Origin of the sequence: Nonomuraea fuscirosea (genome assembly GCF_035917475.1) — a bacterium.
Lineage (GTDB): Bacteria > Actinomycetota > Actinomycetes > Streptosporangiales > Streptosporangiaceae > Nonomuraea > Nonomuraea fuscirosea.
The window spans coordinates 6,206,190-6,226,829 of record NZ_CP109074.1 but is presented as its reverse complement, the minus strand read 5'-3'; the positions used below and the strand labels follow the sequence as shown (position 1 = coordinate 6,226,829).

The 20,640-nt window shown below is 71.7% G+C and carries 23 protein-coding genes; 20 read left to right on the top strand and 3 right to left on the bottom strand.

The features are described 5' to 3' along the window. The first annotated feature begins 85 nt into the window (after positions 1–85). From ribD to OIE67_RS28340, 6 genes are all read left to right on the top strand, one after another. Complete coding sequence (gene ribD, locus OIE67_RS28365) at positions 86–1,417, top strand: bifunctional diaminohydroxyphosphoribosylaminopyrimidine deaminase/5-amino-6-(5-phosphoribosylamino)uracil reductase RibD (RefSeq protein ID WP_326626100.1); 1,332 nt, start codon at positions 86–88, stop codon at positions 1,415–1,417. Further along, positions 1,417–2,007 (top strand): riboflavin synthase, encoded by a 591-nt coding sequence (locus tag OIE67_RS28360; protein ID WP_326626098.1) that lies wholly within the window; start codon positions 1,417–1,419, stop codon positions 2,005–2,007. Before ribD ends, OIE67_RS28360 begins: the two co-directional genes overlap by 1 nt. Further along, the gene (locus OIE67_RS28355; RefSeq protein ID WP_106244563.1) at positions 2,004–2,672 is read left to right on the top strand and encodes a nicotinamide mononucleotide transporter family protein; all 669 of its coding nucleotides are present in this window, start codon (positions 2,004–2,006) and stop codon (positions 2,670–2,672) included. The genes OIE67_RS28360 and OIE67_RS28355 overlap by 4 nt, the downstream gene beginning before the upstream one ends. Then, positions 2,669–3,886, top strand: a complete 1,218-nt coding sequence (locus tag OIE67_RS28350; protein WP_181307827.1) for a bifunctional 3,4-dihydroxy-2-butanone-4-phosphate synthase/GTP cyclohydrolase II — start codon at positions 2,669–2,671, stop codon at positions 3,884–3,886. The genes OIE67_RS28355 and OIE67_RS28350 overlap by 4 nt, the downstream gene beginning before the upstream one ends. Positions 3,887–3,953: 67 nt before the next feature. Beyond that, positions 3,954–4,421 carry a 6,7-dimethyl-8-ribityllumazine synthase gene (gene ribH, locus OIE67_RS28345; RefSeq protein WP_106244567.1) on the top strand — a complete coding sequence of 156 codons (468 nt, stop codon included), beginning with the start codon at positions 3,954–3,956 and terminating at the stop codon, positions 4,419–4,421. Between the two features lie 19 nt (positions 4,422–4,440). Next, positions 4,441–4,899 (top strand): PH domain-containing protein, encoded by a 459-nt coding sequence (locus tag OIE67_RS28340; protein ID WP_326626092.1) that lies wholly within the window; start codon positions 4,441–4,443, stop codon positions 4,897–4,899. Positions 4,900–4,938: 39 nt separating this feature from the next. Here OIE67_RS28340 and OIE67_RS28335 read toward each other — a convergent pair whose 3' ends face one another. Beyond that, positions 4,939–5,178 carry a hypothetical protein gene (locus tag OIE67_RS28335; protein ID WP_326626090.1) on the bottom strand — a complete coding sequence of 80 codons (240 nt, stop codon included), beginning with the start codon at positions 5,176–5,178 and terminating at the stop codon, positions 4,939–4,941. A 5-nt stretch (positions 5,179–5,183) separates the two neighbouring features. Continuing rightward, positions 5,184–5,666: a hypothetical protein gene (locus tag OIE67_RS28330; protein WP_326626088.1), complete on the bottom strand. Its 483-nt coding sequence runs from the start codon at positions 5,664–5,666 to the stop codon at positions 5,184–5,186. Between the two features lie 2 nt (positions 5,667–5,668). Between OIE67_RS28330 and OIE67_RS28325 the strand changes: the two genes are divergently transcribed. Genes OIE67_RS28325 through OIE67_RS28305 form a run of 5 tightly spaced genes read left to right on the top strand, consistent with a single transcriptional unit; the run spans position 5,669 to position 9,827 of the window. Continuing rightward, positions 5,669–6,148 carry a hypothetical protein gene (locus tag OIE67_RS28325; RefSeq protein WP_326626086.1) on the top strand — a complete coding sequence of 160 codons (480 nt, stop codon included), beginning with the start codon at positions 5,669–5,671 and terminating at the stop codon, positions 6,146–6,148. Positions 6,149–6,181: 33 nt separating this feature from the next. After that, positions 6,182–7,048, top strand: a complete 867-nt coding sequence (locus OIE67_RS28320) for an AAA family ATPase (protein WP_106244570.1) — start codon at positions 6,182–6,184, stop codon at positions 7,046–7,048. Next, positions 7,041–8,117, top strand: coding sequence for a vWA domain-containing protein (locus OIE67_RS28315; RefSeq protein WP_326626084.1), 1,077 nt, complete (start codon positions 7,041–7,043; stop codon positions 8,115–8,117). The genes OIE67_RS28320 and OIE67_RS28315 overlap by 8 nt, the downstream gene beginning before the upstream one ends. Continuing rightward, complete coding sequence (locus tag OIE67_RS28310; RefSeq protein ID WP_326626082.1) at positions 8,110–9,237, top strand: XdhC/CoxI family protein; 1,128 nt, start codon at positions 8,110–8,112, stop codon at positions 9,235–9,237. Before OIE67_RS28315 ends, OIE67_RS28310 begins: the two co-directional genes overlap by 8 nt. After that, complete coding sequence (locus tag OIE67_RS28305; protein ID WP_326626079.1) at positions 9,234–9,827, top strand: nucleotidyltransferase family protein; 594 nt, start codon at positions 9,234–9,236, stop codon at positions 9,825–9,827. The genes OIE67_RS28310 and OIE67_RS28305 overlap by 4 nt, the downstream gene beginning before the upstream one ends. Before the next feature lie 48 nt (positions 9,828–9,875). Here the strand turns inward: OIE67_RS28305 and OIE67_RS28300 are convergent, their stop codons facing one another. After that, positions 9,876–10,763, bottom strand: coding sequence for an endonuclease/exonuclease/phosphatase family protein (locus OIE67_RS28300; RefSeq protein ID WP_245956056.1), 888 nt, complete (start codon positions 10,761–10,763; stop codon positions 9,876–9,878). A gap of 95 nt (positions 10,764–10,858) precedes the next feature. Here OIE67_RS28300 and OIE67_RS28295 point away from each other — a divergent pair, with 95 nt between their 5' ends. The 9 genes from OIE67_RS28295 to OIE67_RS28255 all read left to right on the top strand — a co-directional run bounded on the left by OIE67_RS28295 (position 10,859) and on the right by OIE67_RS28255 (position 20,554). After that, entirely contained in the window at positions 10,859–11,902 is a 1,044-nt protein-coding gene (locus OIE67_RS28295) for an LLM class F420-dependent oxidoreductase (protein WP_326626075.1), read from the top strand. Positions 11,903–12,120: 218 nt separating this feature from the next. After that, the gene (locus OIE67_RS28290) at positions 12,121–13,401 is read left to right on the top strand and encodes a dicarboxylate/amino acid:cation symporter (RefSeq protein ID WP_326626074.1); all 1,281 of its coding nucleotides are present in this window, start codon (positions 12,121–12,123) and stop codon (positions 13,399–13,401) included. Between the two features lie 194 nt (positions 13,402–13,595). Continuing rightward, on the top strand, positions 13,596–15,179 hold the full coding sequence (locus OIE67_RS28285; RefSeq protein WP_326626072.1) for a serine/threonine-protein kinase: 1,584 nt from the start codon (positions 13,596–13,598) through the stop codon (positions 15,177–15,179). Positions 15,180–15,301: 122 nt separating this feature from the next. Then, positions 15,302–16,339 (top strand): M24 family metallopeptidase, encoded by a 1,038-nt coding sequence (locus tag OIE67_RS28280; RefSeq protein ID WP_326626070.1) that lies wholly within the window; start codon positions 15,302–15,304, stop codon positions 16,337–16,339. 26 nt (positions 16,340–16,365) lie between these two features. Continuing rightward, complete coding sequence (gene efp / locus OIE67_RS28275; protein ID WP_106244583.1) at positions 16,366–16,926, top strand: elongation factor P; 561 nt, start codon at positions 16,366–16,368, stop codon at positions 16,924–16,926. A 1-nt stretch (position 16,927) separates the two neighbouring features. After that, positions 16,928–17,338, top strand: coding sequence for a transcription antitermination factor NusB (gene nusB / locus OIE67_RS28270; protein ID WP_106244585.1), 411 nt, complete (start codon positions 16,928–16,930; stop codon positions 17,336–17,338). Positions 17,339–17,882: 544 nt separating this feature from the next. Then, complete coding sequence (locus OIE67_RS28265; RefSeq protein WP_245956058.1) at positions 17,883–18,602, top strand: methyltransferase domain-containing protein; 720 nt, start codon at positions 17,883–17,885, stop codon at positions 18,600–18,602. Between the two features lie 72 nt (positions 18,603–18,674). Continuing rightward, positions 18,675–19,916: a DNA polymerase IV gene (locus tag OIE67_RS28260; protein WP_326626056.1), complete on the top strand. Its 1,242-nt coding sequence runs from the start codon at positions 18,675–18,677 to the stop codon at positions 19,914–19,916. 230 nt (positions 19,917–20,146) lie between these two features. Then, positions 20,147–20,554: a DUF3040 domain-containing protein gene (locus OIE67_RS28255; RefSeq protein WP_326626054.1), complete on the top strand. Its 408-nt coding sequence runs from the start codon at positions 20,147–20,149 to the stop codon at positions 20,552–20,554. Positions 20,555–20,640 lie beyond the last annotated feature (86 nt).

The following is a 20,640-nucleotide window of genomic DNA, read 5'->3' as shown; positions in this document are numbered from 1 at the left end:
CTGCCGTGGTGCACGAGGTTGCGCCGCGGCGAGATCCCCCGGGGCCCGCCATGGCTTGGAGCTACTGGCGAGTAGGAGACCCCGGGTGGAGATACCCGCCGAAGACGTCGCCCCCATGGCGCGCGCCGTCGAGCTGGCCGGGCGCGGACACGGCACCACCAGCCCCAACCCCGTCGTGGGCTGCGTCGTGCTCGATTCCGCGGGCCAGGTCGCCGGCGAGGGCTTCCACGCGTACGCGGGCGGGCCCCACGCCGAGATCGTCGCGCTGGCGCAGGCCGGAGAGCGGGCCAAGGGCGGCACGGCCTACGTCACCCTCGAACCCTGCGACCACACCGGCCGCACCGGGCCGTGCAGCCGCGCCCTCCTCGACGCCGGAGTGGCCCGCGTGGTCATCGCCGTGCCCGATCCCACCCCCAAGGCCGCCGGTGGCGCGGCCCGGCTGCGCGCCCACGGCGTCGAGGTCACCTCCGGGGTGCTCGCCGAGCGGGCCGAGCAGGTCAACGAGGAGTGGCTGACGTACGCGCGGCTCGGCCGGCCCCACGTGACCTGGAAGTTCGCCGCGACCCTCGACGGCAGATCGGCCGCCGAGGACGGCACCAGCCAGTGGATCACCTCCCCTGAGGCCAGGGCCGACGTGCACCGGCTGCGGGCCGCCGCCGACGCGATCGTCGCGGGCATCGGCACCGTCCTCGCCGACGACCCCCGCCTGACGGCCCGCCCCTCCACCCCCGGCGAGGGGCCCGCCGCCGTCCCCGATGTCCCCGGCGTTCCCGGCATCCCCGGCGATCACCCCGGCCATCACGCGGGCGATCGCCCGCGGGTGCGGGTGCCGCTGCGGGTGGTGGTCGATCCCGACGGCAGGACACCCCCGTCCGCCCGGGTCCTCGACGGCCAGGCGCCCACGCTCGTCGCCGTCGCCGACGACGCCCGTACCGGCATCGAGACCGACCTGCTGCCCGCGCCAGGCCGCGCGGCCGCCCCGCCGCACGCGCCGGACCGCGAGGCCGGCGAGCCGTCCGCGCCGGGCCGTGAGAGCGGCGAGTCGTCCGCGCCGGATCGTGAGAGCGGCGAGTCGTCCGCGCCGGCCCACGAGGCCGATCTGGTACGCGTGCCGCGCCGCGGCGCCGGGCTGGACCTGGAGGCGCTGCTGCGGGAGCTGGCCGCGCGCGGCGTCGTGAGCGTCTTCCTGGAGGGCGGCCCGACGCTGGCCGGCTCGTTCGTCGGGCAGGGCCTGGTCGATCGGGTGGTGGCGTACGTGGCGCCGGCGCTGCTCGGCTCCGGGCGGGCGGCGCTCGGCGATGCCGGGGTACGCACGATCGGCGAGTTGCCTCGCCTGACATTTGACGAAATTTCCCAGATAGGGCCGGACCTACGGCTGATCGCCCGGCCCAACCCCCAACCAGGCAGGGAGAAGTGATGTTCACCGGAATCATCGAGGAATTGGGCGAAGTGGTGGCGATCAGGCAGGAGGGCGGCGGAGCCCTGCTGTCGGTGCGCGGCCCGGTCGTCACCTCCGACGCGAAACACGGCGACTCGATCGCCGTCAACGGCGTGTGCCTCACGGTCGTGGAGGTCACGGGCGACGTGTTCACGGTGGACGTGATCAAGGAGTCGCTCGAACGCAGCTCACTCGGCGCCCTCACCGAGGGCTCCGCGGTGAACCTGGAGCGGGCCGTCCGCGCCGACCAGCGCCTCGGCGGCCACATCGTGCAGGGCCACGTGGACGGAACCGCCGTGCTGCTGTCGCGCGACCCCGGCGAGAGCTGGGACGACCTGCGTTTCTCCCTGTCGCCCGCGCTGAGCCGCTACGTCGCGGAGAAGGGCTCGATCGCGATCGACGGAATCAGCCTGACGGTCACCACGGTTGACGACGAAAGCTTCGGCGTGAGCCTCATCCCGACCACGCTGAAGCTCACCACCATGGCCGGACGCCGGGTGGGAGACATGGTGAACATCGAGGTCGACGTGATCGCGAAGTATGTGGAGAGGCTGGTGGTCAGGCAGTGAACTGGGCCGAGGCCGGATTCGAGATATTCGGCACCCATGTGCTCTGGACCGATCTGGTCGGCAACATCGCCGCCCTGTCGACGGTCCTGCTGGCCATGCGCAAGTCGATGTGGACGTGGCCGGTGCAGTTCACCGGCTCGGTGCTGCTGTTCATCGCCTCGATCAACGCGCACATCACCGGTAACGCGCTCAAGCAGGCGTTGTTCGCGGGGCTGGCGATCTACGGCTGGTGGGCGTGGCGGCGCGGCACCCAGGACGGCAGGAAGCTGGCCGTCAGGCCCGCCCCGGTGTGGGAGCGGCTGGTCATGATCGGCCTCATGGTGCTGGGCACCGTCGTGGTGGGGCTGCTGTTCTACGCGACCGGCCTGTCGTGGGGCGCGCACGAGCCGCTGCCGAAGGGCGCCTTCCTGGTGGCCGCCGACGCCTACATCTTCGTCGGCAGCGCGCTGGCCACCTGGGCGCAGGGGCGCGCGTTCGTGGACTTCTGGATCGTGTGGGTGGCCGTGGACCTGGTCGGGGTGCCGCTCGCGTTCAGCTCGGGCCTGGTGGTCTCCGGCTACGTGTACGGCATCTTCTTCGTCCTGGTGCTGGTCGGGTTCGTGAAATGGCTGCGCGAATACCGTTCCGCGCGGCCGGTGGAAGCGGAAGTGGCGGTGGCACAGTGAGCGGCATCACGCTCGACCCGATCGAGCGCGCGATCGAGGACATCCGGGCCGGCAAGCCCGTGGTGGTCGTCGACGACGAGAACAGGGAGAACGAGGGCGACCTCATCTTCGCCGCGGCCAAGGCCACGCCCGAGCTGTGCACGTTCACGATCAGGCACACCAGCGGCATGATCTGCGTGGCCATGGACGGCAAGGAGCTCGACCGGCTCGGCCTGCCGCTCATGGTGTTCCACAACAAGGAACGCATGCGCACGGCGTACACGATCACCGTGGACGCCCGCGACGGCGTCACCACGGGCATCTCGGCGGCCGACCGGGCCAGGACGATCCGCACGCTCGCCGACTCGGCCACCGAGCCCAACGAGCTCGTCCGCCCGGGACACGTCTTCCCGCTGCGTTACCACGAGGGCGGCGTGCTGGCCCGGCGCGGCCACACCGAGGCGGCCGTCGACCTGGCCAGGCTGGCCGGGCTGTCGTCGGCGGGGGCGCTGGCCGAGGTCGTCAACGACGACGGCACCATGGCCCGGCTGCCCGAGCTGCGCCGCTTCGCCGACGAGCACGATCTCGCGCTGGTGTCCATCGAGCAGCTCGTCGACTACCGGCGGCGGGCCGAGAGCATGGTGACGCGGGTCGCCGAGACGCGGCTGCCGAACGCGTACGGGATGTGGCGGGCCTTCGGCTACGCCAGCGCGCTCGACGGCGGCGAGCACGTCGCGCTCGTCTTCGGCGACCTGGCCGGCGGCGAGAACATCCTGGTCAGGGCCCACTCCGAATGCCTGACCGGCGACGTGTTCGGCTCGCTGCGCTGCGACTGCGGGGTGCAGCTCGACCACGCCATGTCCGCCATCGCCCAGGAGGGCCGCGGCGTGATCGTCTACCTGCGCGGCCACGAGGGGCGCGGCATCGGGCTGCTGGCCAAGCTGCGCGCCTACAGCCTCCAGGACAACGGCAGCGACACCGTCGACGCCAACGTGGAGCTGGGGCTGCCGGTGGACGCGCGCGAGTTCTCCAACGCCGGCCAGATCCTGGCCGACCTCGGCGTCAAGTCGGTACGGCTGCTGACCAACAACCCGGCCAAGCTCAAGGGCATGGACGGCTACGGCATCAAGGTCCTCGGCCGCGAGCCCATGCCCGTGGCGATGAACCCGTACAACGAGCGTTACCTCAGGGCCAAGCGCGACCGCCTCGGCCACGACATCTCGGAGGCGTCGTGAGTCGGGCCCGCGCCGGGCACGTCGGGCACAGCAGTCACGACCGGCCGCGGCCGGTGAAGGAGGAGGCATGAGCGGGGAAGGACGGCCGGGCGCCACGGCGCCCGACGCGTCGGGGCTGACGGTGGGCGTGGTGGCGGCGAGCTGGCACGCCAAGATCACCGACCAGCTGGTGTCACGCGCGGTGCAGGCGTGCGCCGACAGCGGCGCGACGGCGACGGTCGTACGCGTGCCGGGCTCGCTGGAGATCCCGGTGGTCGCCCAGGCGCTGGCCCGCCGCTGCGACGCGGTGGTGGCGCTGGGCGCGGTCATCCGCGGCGAGACCGCCCACTTCGACTACGTCTGCGACTCGGTGACGTCCGGCCTGACCCGGATCTCGCTCGACGAACGGACACCGGTCGGCAACGGCGTGCTCACCTGCGAGACGATGGACCAGGCACTCGACCGCTCGGGCCTGCCGGGCAGCAAGGAGGACAAGGGGTACGAGTCGGCCGTCGCCGCGCTTGAGACCGCCCTCCTCCTGAGGGACCTGGCCTGATCTACGGTAGGTTTCCCTCGTGTCAGAGCCCGTGTCCCCGCCGCCCCTGCCCGTCACCTGGCGCCCGCGCCGGGGGCGTCTCGTCGCCTACGGTTTCGCCGTCGTGATCGTGCTGGGGGCGGTGGTGATGGCCGTCCTCATCGCGCCGCCGTTCCAGCTGCCCGACCGGGTGGCGATCGTGGCGTTCGGGTGCGCGGTGGCGTACGTGCTCCATCTGCTGGGCCGGGTGCGGGTGGAGGCCGACGAGAAGGGCCTGACGATCGTCAACGCCGTCCGCACCCACCGCTACACGTGGCCGGAGGCGCTGGAGGTGACGATGGTGGTGGGTGATCCGTGGCCGCGGATCGACTTCTCCGACGGCCACACCGTCGGCGCCATGGGCATCCAGGGCTCGGAGAAGGAGCGCGCCCGCCAGGCCTTGGCCGAGCTGAGGGCCCTGATCCGCGAGCGCGGGGAGGCGCACGAGGAAAGGCCCTGATCCGGGGGCTCAGGGAGACCGGGGTTCCGGTCCGTGCGGCTAGCCCGGCTCGGGGAAGAGCTCGTCCACCGTGTCGACGGTGAGGATGCGGATGAGCAGGTGCTGCAGGTGATCGAGGTCCTCGCAGGAGAAGATGGCCTCGCGGTTCTCCCGGCTGATCCACAGGAAGCGGGTCTGCAGGGCGACGTCGATCGCCCGCCGCGCCGCGGTTATCTTGCTCTGCTGCCTGGCCTCCTGGGACACGGGTCTGTCCCAGGGTTCGGGCGTACTGAGCTCCATCAGCATCAGTCCTCGCCGAACACTTCGGCCGCGGTGATGGCGGTGGCCGCCAGAACCGTCCAGGTGAGGACCTGGTCCCTGTCCTTGCAGGACTCGATCGCCGCCCGCCGCTCTTGCGTGATGTCCAGGTCTCTCTGCTCCAGCACTGCGAGCAGGCAGCGGATGGCGCCCGTCAGTTCTCCCCTGGCCTTCGCGGCGTCCTCGATGGGTTGGGTGAAGCGGTCGGGGATGTGGTCGGTGAGGTTGAGCTTGAGCATGTGTTCCTCCAGTTCGATGCGGATCTTCTCGTGCAGTTGCGTGCGCAGGAAGTCGTAGTAGAAGTAGCTGTGCTCGTCGCCGACCCGGGCCAGGCCGGTGCCCACGGCGAGCGCCGACTCGAGGTCGTCCGGCCGGGCCGCGGCGGACAGAGTGGCGAGCTCGGGGAAGCGCACCACCTCCTCCGGATCGCGGACGGCGGGCTGAGCACCACGGGGACGAACAAGACGCACGAGTGCTCGATCTGAAGCCCCTCCCGGTATCTGGCCGCGACCCGCTCGTCGGGGCAGATCACCAGCAGGATGACTCCGGTCTTCTTTCTCGCCATGAGACCGCCGACGTACCCGATCCAGGCCCAGACCTTCTCAGGCCGATATCGGCGCTGGACTTCGATGATGAGGTAGTGCCGCTTTCCCTGCGGATCGGCGACCGAGATGACGGAGTCGGCCCTGGCCTCCGCCACCAGCCGGTGGTGCATGTCCACCGACTCCTCGCGGGCGTCGCCGTAGCCTGCGCCGTCCGCTTCGAGGGCGCGGACCAGCAGCTCCACGCCCAGGTCCGGGCGGCGGCGGAGCATTTCTATCGGTACTTCGTGGGCAAGGCTCGGGGGCATGCCTTGTCGTCCTCTCGTTCGGTGAGCAGAAGCTTACAGTTCGTGACGGTCGCTCCGGGTGAATACGCGGGTGAATATCGCGGAGGCCGGGTGTGGACGTAGCCTGAAGGGGTGCTGCGGCGGACAATCAGGGCAATGGACATCGAGTCGCCGGACAAGCTCATCGAGCTGCTCGACCGGCACGCCTATCTGGCCGACGAGGGCCTGGCCACGGCGGCCTTCCTGGCGTTGCGCATGGGACGGCCGCTCTTCCTCGAAGGCGAGGCGGGGGTCGGGAAGACGGAGCTGGCCAAGACCCTCGCCGCGCTGCTGGACGCGCCGCTGATCAGGCTCCAGTGCTATGAGGGGCTGGACGCGGCCCAGGCCCTGTACGACTGGGACTTCGCCCGCCAGCTCCTCCACCTCAAGGCCGCCGAGGCGGCCGGGGTCACCGACGTGGCCAGGCTGGAGGGCGAGATCTACGACCGCCGCTTCCTCATCGCCAGGCCGCTGCTGAAGGCCGTCGAGACGCAGCCCAGCGTGCTGCTCGTGGACGAGATCGACCGGGCCGACGACGAGTTCGAGGCGTTCCTGCTGGAGGTGCTCTCCGACTTCACCATCTCCATCCCCGAGCTGGGCACGGTGAAGGCGAGCACGCCGCCGGTCGTCGTGGTCACCTCCAACAGGACCCGCGAGGTGCACGACGCGCTCAAGCGCCGCTGCCTCTACCACTGGCTGGAGCACCCGGGCTTCGACCGCGAGGTCGCCATCCTGCTGCGCCGCCTGCCGGAGTGCACCGAGACGCTGGCGGCGCAGGTGGCGCGGGCGGCCGAACGGCTGCGCCGGGCCGACCTGGTCAAGCCGCCGGGGGTGGCCGAGACGCTCGACTGGACGGAGGCGCTGCTGACGCTGGGCGCCAAGGAGCTCGATCCCGGCCGGGCCGCCGCCACGCTCGGCGCGGCGCTGAAATACCGGGAGGACGTCGCGGCGGTGCTCGGCAACGGGCTGCTCTCCCATGAATGAGCTGGCCGCCACCATGACGGGGTTCGCCAGGACGCTGCGCGCGGCGGGCGTCGCGGCCGATCACGAGCGGACCCAGAACCTGCTGCGCGCCCTCGACCACCTCGACGTGGACGATTCCGGCGAGGTCTACTGGGCCGGGCGGCTGACGCTGTGCGCCACGCCCGACGACCTGCCCCGCTACGACCGCTGCTTCGCCGCCTACTTCGGCGGGCAACGGGCGGCGCCGGCGCGTACGACGGTCACGAGCGTCACCCGGCACCTGGCCGCGCGCGACGGCGACGGCGAGGCGGGCCAGGACGACGGCACCACGGCCCCCGCGACCGCCAGCCGGATGGAGGTGCTCCGCCACCGTGACGTGGCCCGGCTGAGCGAGGCCGAACGGGCCGAGGTGCACCGGATGCTGGCCATGCTGAAGGGCGGCCGGGCCCGGCGGCGCTCGCGCCGCTTCGAGAGCGCCCACCGAGGCGGCCTGGACCAGCGCAGGACGATCCGCGACGCGCTCAGGAAGGGCGAGGTGGCCAGGCTCCGCCGCCGCAGGCACACCTCCAGGCCGCGCACGGTCGTGCTGCTGGTGGACGTCAGCGGCTCGATGGCCCCGTACGCCGAGACATTGCTGCGCTTCGCCCACGCGCTGGTCAGGAGCGAGCCCAGGGCCACCAGGGTCTACTCGGTCGGCACCCGGCTCACCCCGATCACGGCCGAGCTGCGCCACCGCGACCCGGGCACCGCGCTGAACGAGGCGTCCAAGGTGATCCCCGACTGGAGCGGCGGCACCCGGCTGGGCGCGGAACTCAAGGAATTCCTCACCCGTTACAGCGCCAGGGGCGCGATCGCGGTGATCGCCTCGGACGGGTGGGAACGCGGCGATCCCGAGCTGCTGGGCACTCAGATGGCCCGGCTGGCCCGGCAGGCGTACCGGGTGATCTGGGTCAACCCGCACAAGGGATACGCGGACTACCAGCCGCTCACCGGCGGCATGCGCGCCGCCCTGCCCCACCTCGACGACCTGGTGGCCGGGCACAGCCTGGCCGCCTACGAGCGACTCAGCGAAAGGCTCGCCCATGCGTGACGTGCTGCCGGAGATCATGAAGTGGTGGCGGTCGGGGCTCAAGTTCGGCCTGGCCACCGTGGTGGGCACGTGGAGCAGCGCGCCCAGGCAGCCGGGGGCGGCCATGGCGGTGCGCGGTGACGAGGTGGTCGGCAGCGTGTCCGGCGGTTGCGTCGAGGGCGCGGTGTTCGAACTGGCCGCCGAGGTCGACACCCCTGTCCTGCAGCGGTACGGGGTGAGCGACGACGACGCGTTCGCCGTCGGCCTGACCTGCGGCGGCATCATCGACATCCTCGTCGAGCCCGTCTCGCTGGAGACCTTCCCCGAGCTGGGGGAGATCGCCGCGTCGGTGGAGGCGCACCAGCCGGTCGCGGTGGCCACGATCGTCTCAGGCCCCGGCCAGGTGGGCGCGCGCCGGATCATCTGGACCGACCGCTCGGCGGGCACGCTGGGCCTGGACCGTCTCGACGAGGCCGTGGACGACGACGCCCGCGGCATGCTCGCCCAGGGCCTGACCGGCCTGCGTCACTACGGGGGGCAGGGGGAGCGGCGGCTGGACGACCTGGCGGTGTTCGTGCACTCGTTCGCGCCGCCGCCGCGGATGCTGGTGTTCGGGGCGATCGACTTCGCCGCCGGGGTGGCCAGGGTGGGCAAGTTTCTCGGCTACCACGTCACCGTGTGCGACGCGCGGCCGGTCTTCGCCACCGCCAAGCGGTTCCCCGACGCCGACGAGGTCGTGGTCAAGTGGCCGCACGACTACCTGGCCTCCGTGCAGGTGGACGAGCGCACGGTCATCTGCGTGCTGACCCACGACCCCAAGTTCGACGTGCCGCTGCTGGAGGTGGCGCTGCGCACCGGCGCGGGTTACGTGGGCGCGATGGGCTCCCGCCGCACCCACGAGGACCGTCTCGAACGGCTGCGCGAGTCCGGCCTGACCGAGGCCGAGCTGGCCAGGCTGCGCTCGCCCATCGGCCTCGACCTCGGCGCGCGTACGCCCGAGGAGACGGCCGTGTCCATCGCCGCCGAGCTCATCCAGCTGCGCTGGGGCGGCTCGGGACGCCCGCTGTCGGTGACGGAGGGGCGCATCCACCACGAGAAGCAGCCCGAGCTCCGGCCCGGCGCCGGGCCGGAGGCGCCGTGAGGACCGGCGGGGTCGCGGGGCTGCTGCTGGCCGCCGGCGAGGGCACCCGCCTGGGCCGGCCGAAGGCGCTGGTCGAGTTCGGGGGCGAGCGGCTGGTGGAGCGCGGCGTGCGGCTGCTGGACGAGGGCGGCTGCCATCCGGTCGTGGTCGTGCTCGGCGCGGCCACGGTGCAGGTACGCGGGGCGGTCACGGTGCGCAACCCGGACTGGGCCTCCGGCATGGGCTCCTCCCTGCGGCTGGGGCTGGCCGCGCTGCCGGAGGAGGCGGAGTCGGTGGTGGTGGCGCTGGTGGACCAGCCGCTGATCGGGCCGGGCGCGGTCCGCGCGCTGATCGGCTCGGGGGCCGGGCTGGCGGTCGCGACCTACGGCGGCCGGCGCAGGAACCCGGTGCTGATCGCCAGGGAGCACTTCGCCGAGGTGTCCGCGCTGGCTGTGGGGGACGTGGGAGCGCGGCCGTTCATGAAGGCGTATCCCGAGCTGGTCACCGAGGTGGCGTGCGACGAGCACGGCGACCCCGCCGACATCGACACCCCGCAGGACCTGGACCGCCTGCGGCTCAAGGCCGGCCGCCCGGGGGCGGCGCTCACCTAGCCGGACGCCCGGGTGCGCGGACGCGCGCGTACCCGGATGCGCGCACGTTCAGAAGCGCAGGGAGGCGATGGCGGCGCGGTGGTCGCTGCCGGTCGCCGGCGCGACGCCCGCCTCGGTGGCGGTCATGCCCTTGAACAGGATGTGGTCCGGCCGGGTGATCGGGAACTCGGCCGGCCAGGTGAACCCGAACCCGTCGCCCGCCGCGCTCTGGGCGTCGGTCAGGGGCGGCGTCAGCCCGCGCATGCCCCGGTCGGTGGTGGCGGTGTTGAGGTCGCCGAGCAGCAGGATGCGCTTGCTCGGGTCGGCGTCGATGAGCCTGCGCGCCTGCGCCAGCGAGGCGTCCCGCGAGGTGGTGTGGCCGGGCCTGGCCGAGGCGAGGTGCATGACGTAGACGGTCACCTTGCCCTTGGGCGTGGAGACGACCGCCCGCAGCGCGCGCGGCCAGCCCATGCCGACGTCGAGCGGCTTGGTGTCGCTGATCGGATAGCGGCTCCACAGGCCGACCGTGCTGACCGGGTAGTGGTACTTGAACATCTTGTTGAGCTGTTTGGCCGCGGGCCCGCCGCTGGTCAGCTCCTGGGCGGCCAGGACGTCGAGGTCCTTGGCGATCGCGCGTACGGCCTCGCCCGAGGCGCTGTTGCGCACGCCCACGTTGACGGTGCCGACGGTGAGGTCGCTGGGCCCTCCGGGCGGGGTGCGCAGGAGCGCGGAGCCGAACATCACCGCCCAGACCACCCCCGGCACCAGCGCGACGGCGGCGGCCCTGGTGGAACGTGCCATGGCGGCGGCCGCCAGCAGCACCGGGACCGCCAGCCCCAGCCAGGGCAGCAGGCTCTCCATGACAGGGGTGAATCCGCCGAACGCGGGGATCAGCTGATGACCCGCCAGGGCCACGGCCACCACGGCGGATACGACGACGACGACCCGGCTCAGCACTTGATCCAGGCTAGCGGCTCCCGAGGCGCCACGCCGACGCGATAGGGTGGTGCCGGCATAACAGAACATCATTCGGTTGGGCGGGAGAGCCGGGCATGCGCATCGGGATGGCACTCAAGTACTCGGGCGGTTTCAAGGAGACGGTCGCCGGGCTGGCCGACTACGAGCGGGCCGGGCTCGACATCGTGTTCGTGGCGGAGGCGTACTCGTTCGACGCCGTCAGCCAGATGGGCTACATCGCGGCGAAGACCGAGCGGCTGCAGATCGCCTCCGGCATCCTGCCGATCTACTCGCGCACGCCGACGCTGCTGGCGATGACGGCGGCGGGCCTGGACTACGTCTCCGACGGGCGTTTCACGCTCGGCCTCGGAGCCTCGGGGCCGCAGGTGATCGAGGGCTTCCACGGGGTGCCGTACACCGCGCCGCTCGGGCGTACCAGGGAGGTCATCGAGATCTGCCGCCAGGTCTGGCGGCGTGAGCGGGTCAGCTTCGAGGGGCGCCACTACACCGTGCCGCTCCCCGCCGACCAGGGCACGGGCCTGGGCAAGCCGCTGAAGCTGATCAACCATCCGGTACGCGCCCGCATCCCCATCGTGGTCGCCGCGATCGGGCCCAAGAACGTCGAGCTGACCGCCGAGGTGGCGGAGGGCTGGGAGCCGATCTTCTACGTGCCCGAGAAGGCCGCCGACGTCTGGGGCCCCGCCCTGGCCGCGGGCAGGGCCAGGCGCGATCCCGAGCTGGGCGAGCTGGACGTGATCGCGCAGGCGTCGCTGGCGATCGGCGACGACGTGTCGGGGCTGCTGGAGTTCGGGCGGCCGATGGCGGCGCTCTACATCGGCGGCATGGGCGCCAAGGGCAGGAACTTCTACAACGACCTGGCCAGGCGCTACGGCTACGAGAAGGAGGCCGAGCTGATCCAGGAGCTCTACCTGGAGGGCAGGAAGGAGGAGGCGGCCGCGCAGGTCCCGGCGGAGCTGCTGGAGAAGATGTCGCTGATCGGCAGCGAGGGGTTCGTCCGCGACCGCGTGCGGGCGCTGAAGGAGTCGGGCGTGACCACGCTGAACGTGACGCCGCTGGGCCGGACGCACGAGGAGCGGCTGCGGCTGATCGAGACCATCAGGGAGATCGCCGCCGAGTGAGGTGAATCACCCCGGATGGGGGAATCCGGCTGAATTAACCGGTGTTGTAGCGCCTCGTGAGGTTCTCCGTGGTGATCGTGTGGCTCGTCGAGCGGCTGCACATCGATCTGTGCCGGTGGCACGGATCGATGTGTCACTGACCGCCGCCCCCGCGTTCGTCCCTGTCCTCACCCGGGCGTGCCCTCGGCATGCCCTCGCACCGGAAGTCGTACCCCTCCGTGAAGAGATTCTCCTTCTCCCTGCAGTTGCTGCTGGGCCTCGTCGCCGGCGTGGCGCTGGGCTTCGCCGCCAGAACGTGGGACGTGACCTGGCTGACCGAGACCCTGACCCGGGTCGGCCAGATCTTCGTCCAGCTGCTCAAGCTGGCCGTCCCGCCCCTCGTCTTCACCGCCGTGCTGGTCAGCGTGGCGAACCTGCGCAACGTCAGCGGCGCGGCCCGGCTGGCGGGCAAGACGCTGTTCTGGTTCCTCGCCACCGGGCTGGTCGCCGTCGTCGTCGGCATCGCCCTCGGCCTGGTCATCAACCCCGGCCAGGGCGTCACCCTCGACACCGGCGCCGCCAAGGCCCCCGAGCACGCCGGCACCTGGCTCGATTTCGTCACCGGCATCCTGCCGACGAACATCGTCACCGCCTTCACCGAGATGAACGTGCTCCAGATCGTCTTCCTCGGGGCCGTGCTCGGCGCCGCGGCCCTCGCTGTCGGCGAGAAGGCCGAGCCGTTCCTCGGCCTCGCCCGCTCCGTGCTTGAGCTGGTGCAGAAGGCGCTGTGGTGGGTCATCCGCCTGGCCCCCATCGGGACCGCGGGCCTGATCGGCAAGGCCGTGTCCACGTACGGATGGGACCTGCTCGCGCCGCTGGCCAAGTTCAGCGCCGGGGTCTACATCGGCTGCTTCGTGGTGCTGCTGGCCGTGTACCCGGCCCTGCTGGCGGTCTGGGGCAAGGTCAGCCCCGTCGCCTTCTTCCGCAACGCCTGGCCCGCGATCGAGCTGGCCTTCGTCTCTCGCTCCTCGGTCGGCACGCTGCCGCTGACGCAGCGGGTCACCATCGAGCGCAACGGCGTGGACCGCGACTACGCCGCCTTCGCGGTGCCGTTCGGGGCGACCACCAAGATGGACGGCTGCGCCTCGATCTACCCCGCGCTGGCGGCGATCTTCGTGGCGCAGGTGTTCGGGGTACAGCTCGGGGTGGGTGACTACCTGCTGATCGCGTTCGTGTCGGTGGTCGGCTCGGCCGCGACGGCGGGGCTGACCGGCGCGACCGTCATGCTGACGCTCACGCTCAGCACGCTGGGGCTGCCGCTGGAAGGCGTCGGCCTGCTGCTGGCCATCGACCCGATCCTCGACATGATCCGCACCGCGACCAACGTGACGGGCCAGATGGTGGTGCCGGTGCTGGTGGCGCGGTCGGAGGGCCGCCTGGACACGGCGGTCTTCAACGCGCCGCCGCAGTCGCTCGACGACGCGCCCGCGCCGCGCGTCCCGCAGCCGGCCCTGGCCTGACCGTGCGGCGAAGGGAGGGGGCGGAGTTCCGCCCCCTCCCTTTCGCGTTCCCGTGAACGCTGCTGAACTTCGCACGGGACGCGTCCGGGGCGTTGGAGGGGCGGCGGGGGCCGTGGGGGCCTATGGTGGTCGGAAATCTCAACTTTCGAGTAATTGGCGGGGATATGTCCGACGCGACGGAGCGCGCGCCGTCCTTGATCGCTGACCGGTACCGGCTCGACGAGCGCATCGGCAGCGGCCCGATGGGCGAGGTGTGGCGCGGATACGACACGCGGGCCGACTGGGTCGTGGCCGTGAAGGTGCTCGGCGCCAAGGCCGCCGGCGCCGGCACCCGGGAGGTGCTCAGGCAGCACGCCCAGGCCGTGGCCAGGGTGATCCATCCGAACGTGGCCATGGTGCTGGACGTCGGTGAGCACGAAGGGGCCCCGTTCCTGGTGATGGAGTACCTCACCGGGAACAGCCTGCGCGAGGAGCGCGCCGCGCGCGGGCAGTTGCGGATCATGGAGGTGTGCGACCTGGTCGGCCAGGCGGCGGCCGGGCTCGACGCGGCGCACCGCGCCGGCGTCGTCCACGGTCAGGTCGATCCGGACAGCTTCCGCCTGGCGGGCAGCGGGGTGCTCAAGGTCGTCGGGTTCGGGATGGACGACCGCGAGCCGGTACGGGGCGACGAGCGGTACGCGGCGCCGGAACGGGCCGCTGGGCAGCCCGCGCAGGCACCCGGTGACGTGTACGCGCTCGGCTGCGTCTGCTACGAGCTGCTGTGCGGGCGGGTGCCCGTGGAGACGGCGGGGGAGAACGGGGGACGGCCCGTCCCGCCCAGCGCGATCAGGAACGAGGTCTCGCCCGAGCTCGACCGGCTGCTGCTGGCCATGCTCGCCGAGGATCCGGCGCAGCGGCCCACCAGCGGGGAGAACATCCGCAGGACCCTCGCCGCCATCGCCCGGCCCAAACCCGCCCCCCAGGCTCCTCCTGCGGCGCCCGGCGGGGCGGGCGCGATGGGCGCGGCGCCCGGTCAGACGGGCGCGATGGGCGCGGTGCCCGGTGTGGCGGGGGTGATGGGTGCGGGGGCGGTGGCCGGGTCCGGGCAGGGCGCCGGCTCGGGTGCCACCGAGGTGTTCCAGCACCTCGGCGGAGCGCCGCCGCGTGCCGGTGACACCGCCATCTACCAGGCGGGCGACCTGGAGCCCGCCCCGCCCTCAGGCCCCAACCGCAAGCTGATGATCCAGCTCGGCGTCGCCGTGCTGGTGATCGCGGCCGTGACGGTGGGCATGGTGATGTGGGCGGGAGCCAGGAGGGAGCCGCCGGTCGCGGTGCTGAGCCCGACGCCGACCCCCACGCTCACGACCGAGGAGCCGCCCCCCACCACGCCGTTCCCCACGCCCACCGACGATGACGACGGATCCGGCCTGGTGCGCACGCTCGATCCCGACGACGAGCCGACCTCGCTGATCGAGACCGCCGCGCCCAAGGCGACCCTCGGGGACGTGGCACCGGCCGGCGGGTACGGCAAGTGGCTGCAGCGGTTCGACGAGGCGATCACCGCGCAGGAGAAGGTGAACGGCATCAACCCCGCGGTCGCCGGCAAGGCCCACGAGAAGCTGCGGAAGGCGGCCAGGAAGGCCCGCGAGGGGCACGTCGACTCCGCGCTGGACCACGTCGCCGGCGTCTACCGCGACCTGGTGCGGGCCCAGGAGAAGGGCGACATGAACGGGTCGGGCCCCGCGGCGCGGTTCCTGCTCGACTGGCGCATCCCCGACCGGTACGGCAGGGGCGCCTGACAGCGGCGAACCGGCCCGCCTGACGGGGCTGAACGGCTCGCGTGACGGGGGGCGATCCCGCTCGCCCGACAGGGCGAAGCGGACGGCGGTGACGATCGGGGCATACCGCGTAGGTTGATCTCATGACCTTCGACTATCCGGCGCGCCGGGCGCGGGTGGCCGGGCTGCTGCCCGCCCACGGGGTCCACGCCCTGCTCGTCACCTCGCCCGTCAACGTCCGCTACCTCACCGGGCTGGCCAGCTCGAACGCCGCCGTCCTGGTCCGGGCCGACGGCGGCGCGCTGCTGGTCACCGACAACCGCTACATCGAGGCGGCCCGCGCGCTCGACGTCCCCAGCGAGGAGGCGGCCGACGTGGCGGGCCGGCTGGCGGAGCCGGGTACGGGGATCGAGGCGGCGAACATGAGCGTGGCCGCCTACCAGAGGCTCGGGGAGGGGCTCGTGCCGCTGGGGCCGGTGGTGGAGCCGCTGCGGGCGGTCAAGGACGAGGCCGAGCTGGACCGCATCCGTACCGCGTGCGAGATCACCGACCAGGCGTTCACCGACGTCTGCCCCGCCATCGCCCCCGGGATGACCGAGCGCGAGCTGGCCCGCCTGCTGGAGAGCCGCATGGCCGAGCTCGGCGCCGACAAGCCGGCGTTCGACACGATCGTGGCCGCGGGGGAGAACGGCGCCGTCCCGCACCACGCCCCCACCTCCAGGGAGCTGCGCGCGGGAGACCTGGTCACGATGGACTTCGGCGCACGGTACGACGGCTACCACGCCGACATGACGAGGACGGTCAGCCTCGGCGCGCCCGCCGCCTGGCAGCGCGAGCTCTACGACCTCGTCGCCGCGGCGCAGCGGGCCGGCCGGCACGCCCTCGTCCCCGGCACCACGGCCAGGCAGGTCGACACGGCGGCCCGTTCCGTCATCGCGGAGGCGGGCCACGGAGGCCACTTCAGGCACGGTCTCGGCCACGGTGTCGGCCTGGAGATCCACGAGGAGCCGTTCCTCGGCCCCGCCAGGACCGGTAGACTAGAGGATCGAGTTCCGATCACCGTCGAGCCCGGGGTTTATCTTCCTGGCCGGGGCGGGGTTCGCATCGAGGACACCCTGGTGACACGTGAGGGCGGGCCGGAACTTTTCACCAAGACGACCAAGGAGCTGCTCGTCCTTTAGAGCGGCCACACGCGGGAGAAGAACGAGTGGCGACGACCAACGACCTCAAGAACGGCATGGTGCTGAAGCTCGACGGCGGGGAGCTGTGGGCCGTTGTGGAGTTCCAGCACGTCAAGCCGGGCAAGGGCGGCGCGTTCGTGCGCACCAAGCTCAAGAACGTGCTCTCCGGCAAGGTCGTCGACAAGACCTTCAACGCCGGCGTCAAGGTCGACGTGGCCAACGTCGACAAGCGCGAGATGCAGTACTCGTACAAGGACGGCGACGACTTCGTCTTCATGGACACCGAGACCTACGACATGGTCAACGTGCCCCAGGGCACCGTCGGCACCGCCGCCAACTACATGCTGGAGAACACTCTGGCCACGGTCGCGTTCAACGAGGGCTCCGCGCTCTACGTCGACCTGCCCGCGGCCGTCGAGCTGACCATCTCCGAGACCGAGCCGGGCCTGCAGGGCGACCGCTCCACCGGCGGCACCAAGCCCGCCACGCTGGAGACGGGCGCCGAGATCAAGGTCCCGCTGTTCATCACCACCGGCGAGAGGGTCAAGGTCGACACCCGCAGCGGCGAATACCTCGGCCGGGCCTGAGGTGTCGGCACGCGGCAAAGCACGCAGAAGAGCGCTCGACATCCTCTTCGAGGCAGAGCTGCGCGGCGAGGATCCGCTGAAGATCCTCGCCGAGCGCGTGGAGCGGCAGGAGCCGCCGGTCAACGAATACACCTCGGCCATCGTCGAGGGCGTCGCCAGGCACCACGCGCGCATCGACGAACTGATCACCACCTACGCCGAGGGCTGGACGCTCGACCGGATGCCCGCGGTCGACCGTAACCTGCTGCGTGGCGGCACGTACGAGCTGCTGTGGATCCCCGACGTGCCGGAGGGCGTGGTCATCAGCGAGTGGGTGCACCTGGCGGGAGAGCTCTCGACCGACGAATCACCCCAGTTCGTCAACGGGCTGCTGGCCCGCTTCAAACAACTCAAGCCAAGCCTCACCCTTTAGACACCCCGTTTCGGCGGGCCTGGAGGGCGAGTTCGGGGTACGTTCCAACCACGCCGGCCCGCGCGGGCGCGCGTGGCCAGGTCTGGCGACATCCGCCCGGCCTGTGACCGCGCACCTGCCGGCCGTACGGACAAGTGGCGCGTCACCAGCCGCGACGCGCCCCTTTCCGTGCTTGTACGTCCGATACCGGCGCCCCGGTCCTGTGCCCGCGTCTCCACACCCCGCTTTCGTGGCCCGTCTCCGCGCCCGGTTCTGGGCCCGGTTCTGGGCCCGTGTGACCCGTGCGCCCGGTCTGCCCGGCCGGGCGGTCCCGCACCTCCTCCGATCCGCGGCAGCCCATGTGCTCCACGGCGAGCGGGAGCTCCCGCGTACGGCGTAGGCTGGGCCCGTCCACGAGTCCACGAGTCGAGTCCACGAGGAAAGCCCGGCGCGACGTGCACGTTCGCGAGGGCGACGGTCGCGAGGGCGGTCGTCGTCCGGGCGTCGCGAGGGAGAGGGAGGCGAGCCGACGTTGCGCGCTGAAGGCGTCACGAGGACCCCGGCGGTGCGGACCGCCGTCGTCTGGGACGCGTTGCGGTCCATGCTGGCCGAGCGCACGGCGGCCACCGGCCGCGAGTCGCTCGACATCGTCGACGCCGGCGGCGGCACCGGCGGGTTCGCGGTGCCGCTGGCGCTGCTCGGGCACGCCGTCACGGTCGTGGACCCGAGCCCCGACTCGCTGGCCGCGCTGGAACGCCGCGCCAAGGAGAAGGGCGTCGCCGTGCGCGGCCTCCAGGGCGACGCCGCCGACCTCGGCGAGCTGCTCAGCCGCGACTGCGCCGACCTGGTGCTCTGCCACAGCGTGCTGGAATACGTGGAAGACCCGATCAGCGCGCTGACCGCGGTCGCGGGCCTGCTGCGCAGGGGCGGCGCCGTCAGCGTGCTGGCCGCCAACCCCGTGGCCAGCGCCATCCACCGGGCGCTGTCGGGGCAGTTCGACGAGGCCAGGGCGGTGCTGACCGATCCGCGCGGCAGCTGGGGCGACCGTGACCCCACGCCCCGGCGGTTCGCCGCCGGCACGCTGGTCGAGCTGCTGACCGCGACCGGCTTCTCGCCCGGTCCCGTCCACGGCGTGCGCGTCTTCGCCGACCTGGTGCCTAGCCGGCTGGTGGACGGCGAACCCGGCGCGGCCGAGGCCCTGGTGGCGCTGGAGCAGGCCGCCGCGACCCATCCCGTGCTGCGTGACGTCGCGACTCAGCTGCACGTCCTGGGGCACCGTATCTAGGGCTCGCGGAGAGGAAAGAATCAATGGTGGCCTCCCTCGGTATAGAACGTCTGTTCGGATAGAATCGGTCGCGTGTCTCGCAAGCAGATCACCGGCATCGGCCCCGCTCCACGGACCGGGGCCGATGACAGCGGCTGCCCGATCCTCCACGTCGACATGGACGCCTTCTACGCCAGCGTCGAGCTGCTCGACCGGCCGGAGCTGCGCGGCCGCCCGGTGATCGTGGGCTCGCCGGCCGGGCGCGGTGTCGTGCTCAGCGCCACCTACGAGGCCAGGGCCCATGGCGTCCACTCCGCGATGCCGATGAGCAGGGCGCGCAGGCTCTGCCCGCAGGCCACGATCATCCCGCCCAGCCACGGGAAATACGCCGAGGTCTCCAAGGGCGTCATGGAGATCTTCCACGCCATCACCCCGCTGGTGGAGCCCATCGCCTCCGACGAGGCGTTCCTCGACGTCGGCGGCGCCAGGCGGCGGCTCGGCCCGCCCGCGGCCGTGGCCGCCATGATCAGGGAGCAGGTCCTCGACCGCTTCGGCATCACGTGCTCCGTGGGCGTGGCCAGCAGCAAATTCGTGGCAAAGCTCGCCTCCAAGCAGTGCAAGCCCGACGGGCTGCTGGTGGTGCCCGCCGGTCAGGTGGTCGACTTCCTCCATCCGCTGCCCGTCTCGGCCCTGTGGGGCGTCGGTGAGCGTACCGAGCAGTCGCTGGTGCGCCTGGGCATCCGTACGGTCGGAGACCTGGCCAGGGTGCCGCCCGCGACGCTCCAGCGCGAGCTGGGCCAGGCGGCGGGCGGCCATCTGGCCGCGCTGGCCTGGGGCCGCGACGAGCGGCCGGTGACCTCCCACGTGCCCGACAAGAGCATCGGCAACGAGGAGACGTTCGCGGCGGACGTGGACGATCCCGAGGTGATCAAGCGGGAGCTGCTGCGTCTTTCCGAGCGGGTGGCGGCGCGGATGCGTAAGGCCGGTCACGTGGGAAGAACTGTAAGTGTGAAGCTACGCCGAGCCGATTTCAGCACGATCACCCGCTCGCGCACGCTGCGTGAGCCCACCGACGTGGCCCAGGTCGTCTATGCCACCGCCGTCGAACTGTTCGAGGCGGCCGGTCTCGATCGGGTGCGAATGCGCCTGGTAGGGGTCAGGATGGAAAATCTGCGACCGGCCGCGGAGGCCACCCGTCAGCTCGGTCTCGGCGAGAAGGAGACCGGGTGGCGCGAGGCGGAGCAGGCCATGGACAAGGCCATTCAGAGATTCGGACCCGATGCGGTGCTCCCGGCGTCGCTAGTACGTGGCAAGCTTGATGAAATAGAGACATGACGTTCGATGTCCGGACTTGGTGGGGGCATCCGTGTCAGGATTTTGGGGAGAGGGGGGCGAGATGGTCCACAATAGAGCCATGACGTCACCTCCGGTTTGGTCTGCGTTGGACGTTTGCTTTCGCCTACGTCTACAGCCTCGTATTCTGGGGATGACCGACCGCGAGGTTCGGACACCCCGTGTCGTCCGTTGCCGTCTTCCCCGTCCTGGGGCCGTCCTTGGGAGGCGCCGTGCCGCTCTCTGAGCACGAGCAGCGCTTGCTCGACCAGATCGAGCAGGCCCTCTACGCCGAGGACCCGAAGTGGGCCAACACCGTAAGGATCAGCGATCCGCGCAGCCATTACAAGCGCCGCCTGGTCAAAGCCTCCATCGGCTTTGCCCTCGGTGTCGTGGTGATGATGGTCGGCGTCGTCATGAGCGGCAGCGCTCTGATCCCGCTCGGCGTCGGCGGTTTCGTGGTCATGCTCGCCGCGTGTCTGTGGGGCTTGTCCAGCTGGAAAAAGATGAACGGGTTCGGTGACTCCGCTCCCGCCGCCGGCGCCGCCGCTCCTCCGGGCAAGCAGGCCCGCCGGGGCAACCGGGGCACTTTCATGGAACGCATGGAAGAGCGCTGGCGCCGCCGTCACGACGAGCGCTGACCCGCCAGACCGACCGGTCGCGGCCGTCCCTCCGCAAGGAGGGGCGGCCGCGTCGGGCCGGGGTTCCTCCTTGCACAAAAGGCCCG

Bases quoted from the DNA above. Each gene is read 5' to 3' on its own strand.
- OIE67_RS28360 (WP_326626098.1), top strand. From the start codon at position 1,417: ATGTTCACCGGAATCATCGAGGAATTGGGCGAAGTGGTGGCGATCAGG.
- ribH (WP_106244567.1), top strand. From the start codon at position 3,954: ATGAGCGGGGAAGGACGGCCGGGCGCCACGGCGCCCGACGCGTCGGGG.
- OIE67_RS28335 (WP_326626090.1), bottom strand. From the start codon at position 5,178: ATGGAGCTCAGTACGCCCGAACCCTGGGACAGACCCGTGTCCCAGGAG.
- OIE67_RS28320 (WP_106244570.1), top strand. From the start codon at position 6,182: ATGGACATCGAGTCGCCGGACAAGCTCATCGAGCTGCTCGACCGGCAC.
- OIE67_RS28315 (WP_326626084.1), top strand. From the start codon at position 7,041: ATGAATGAGCTGGCCGCCACCATGACGGGGTTCGCCAGGACGCTGCGC.
- OIE67_RS28310 (WP_326626082.1), top strand. From the start codon at position 8,110: ATGCGTGACGTGCTGCCGGAGATCATGAAGTGGTGGCGGTCGGGGCTC.
- OIE67_RS28295 (WP_326626075.1), top strand. From the start codon at position 10,859: ATGCGCATCGGGATGGCACTCAAGTACTCGGGCGGTTTCAAGGAGACG.
- OIE67_RS28280 (WP_326626070.1), top strand. From the start codon at position 15,302: ATGACCTTCGACTATCCGGCGCGCCGGGCGCGGGTGGCCGGGCTGCTG.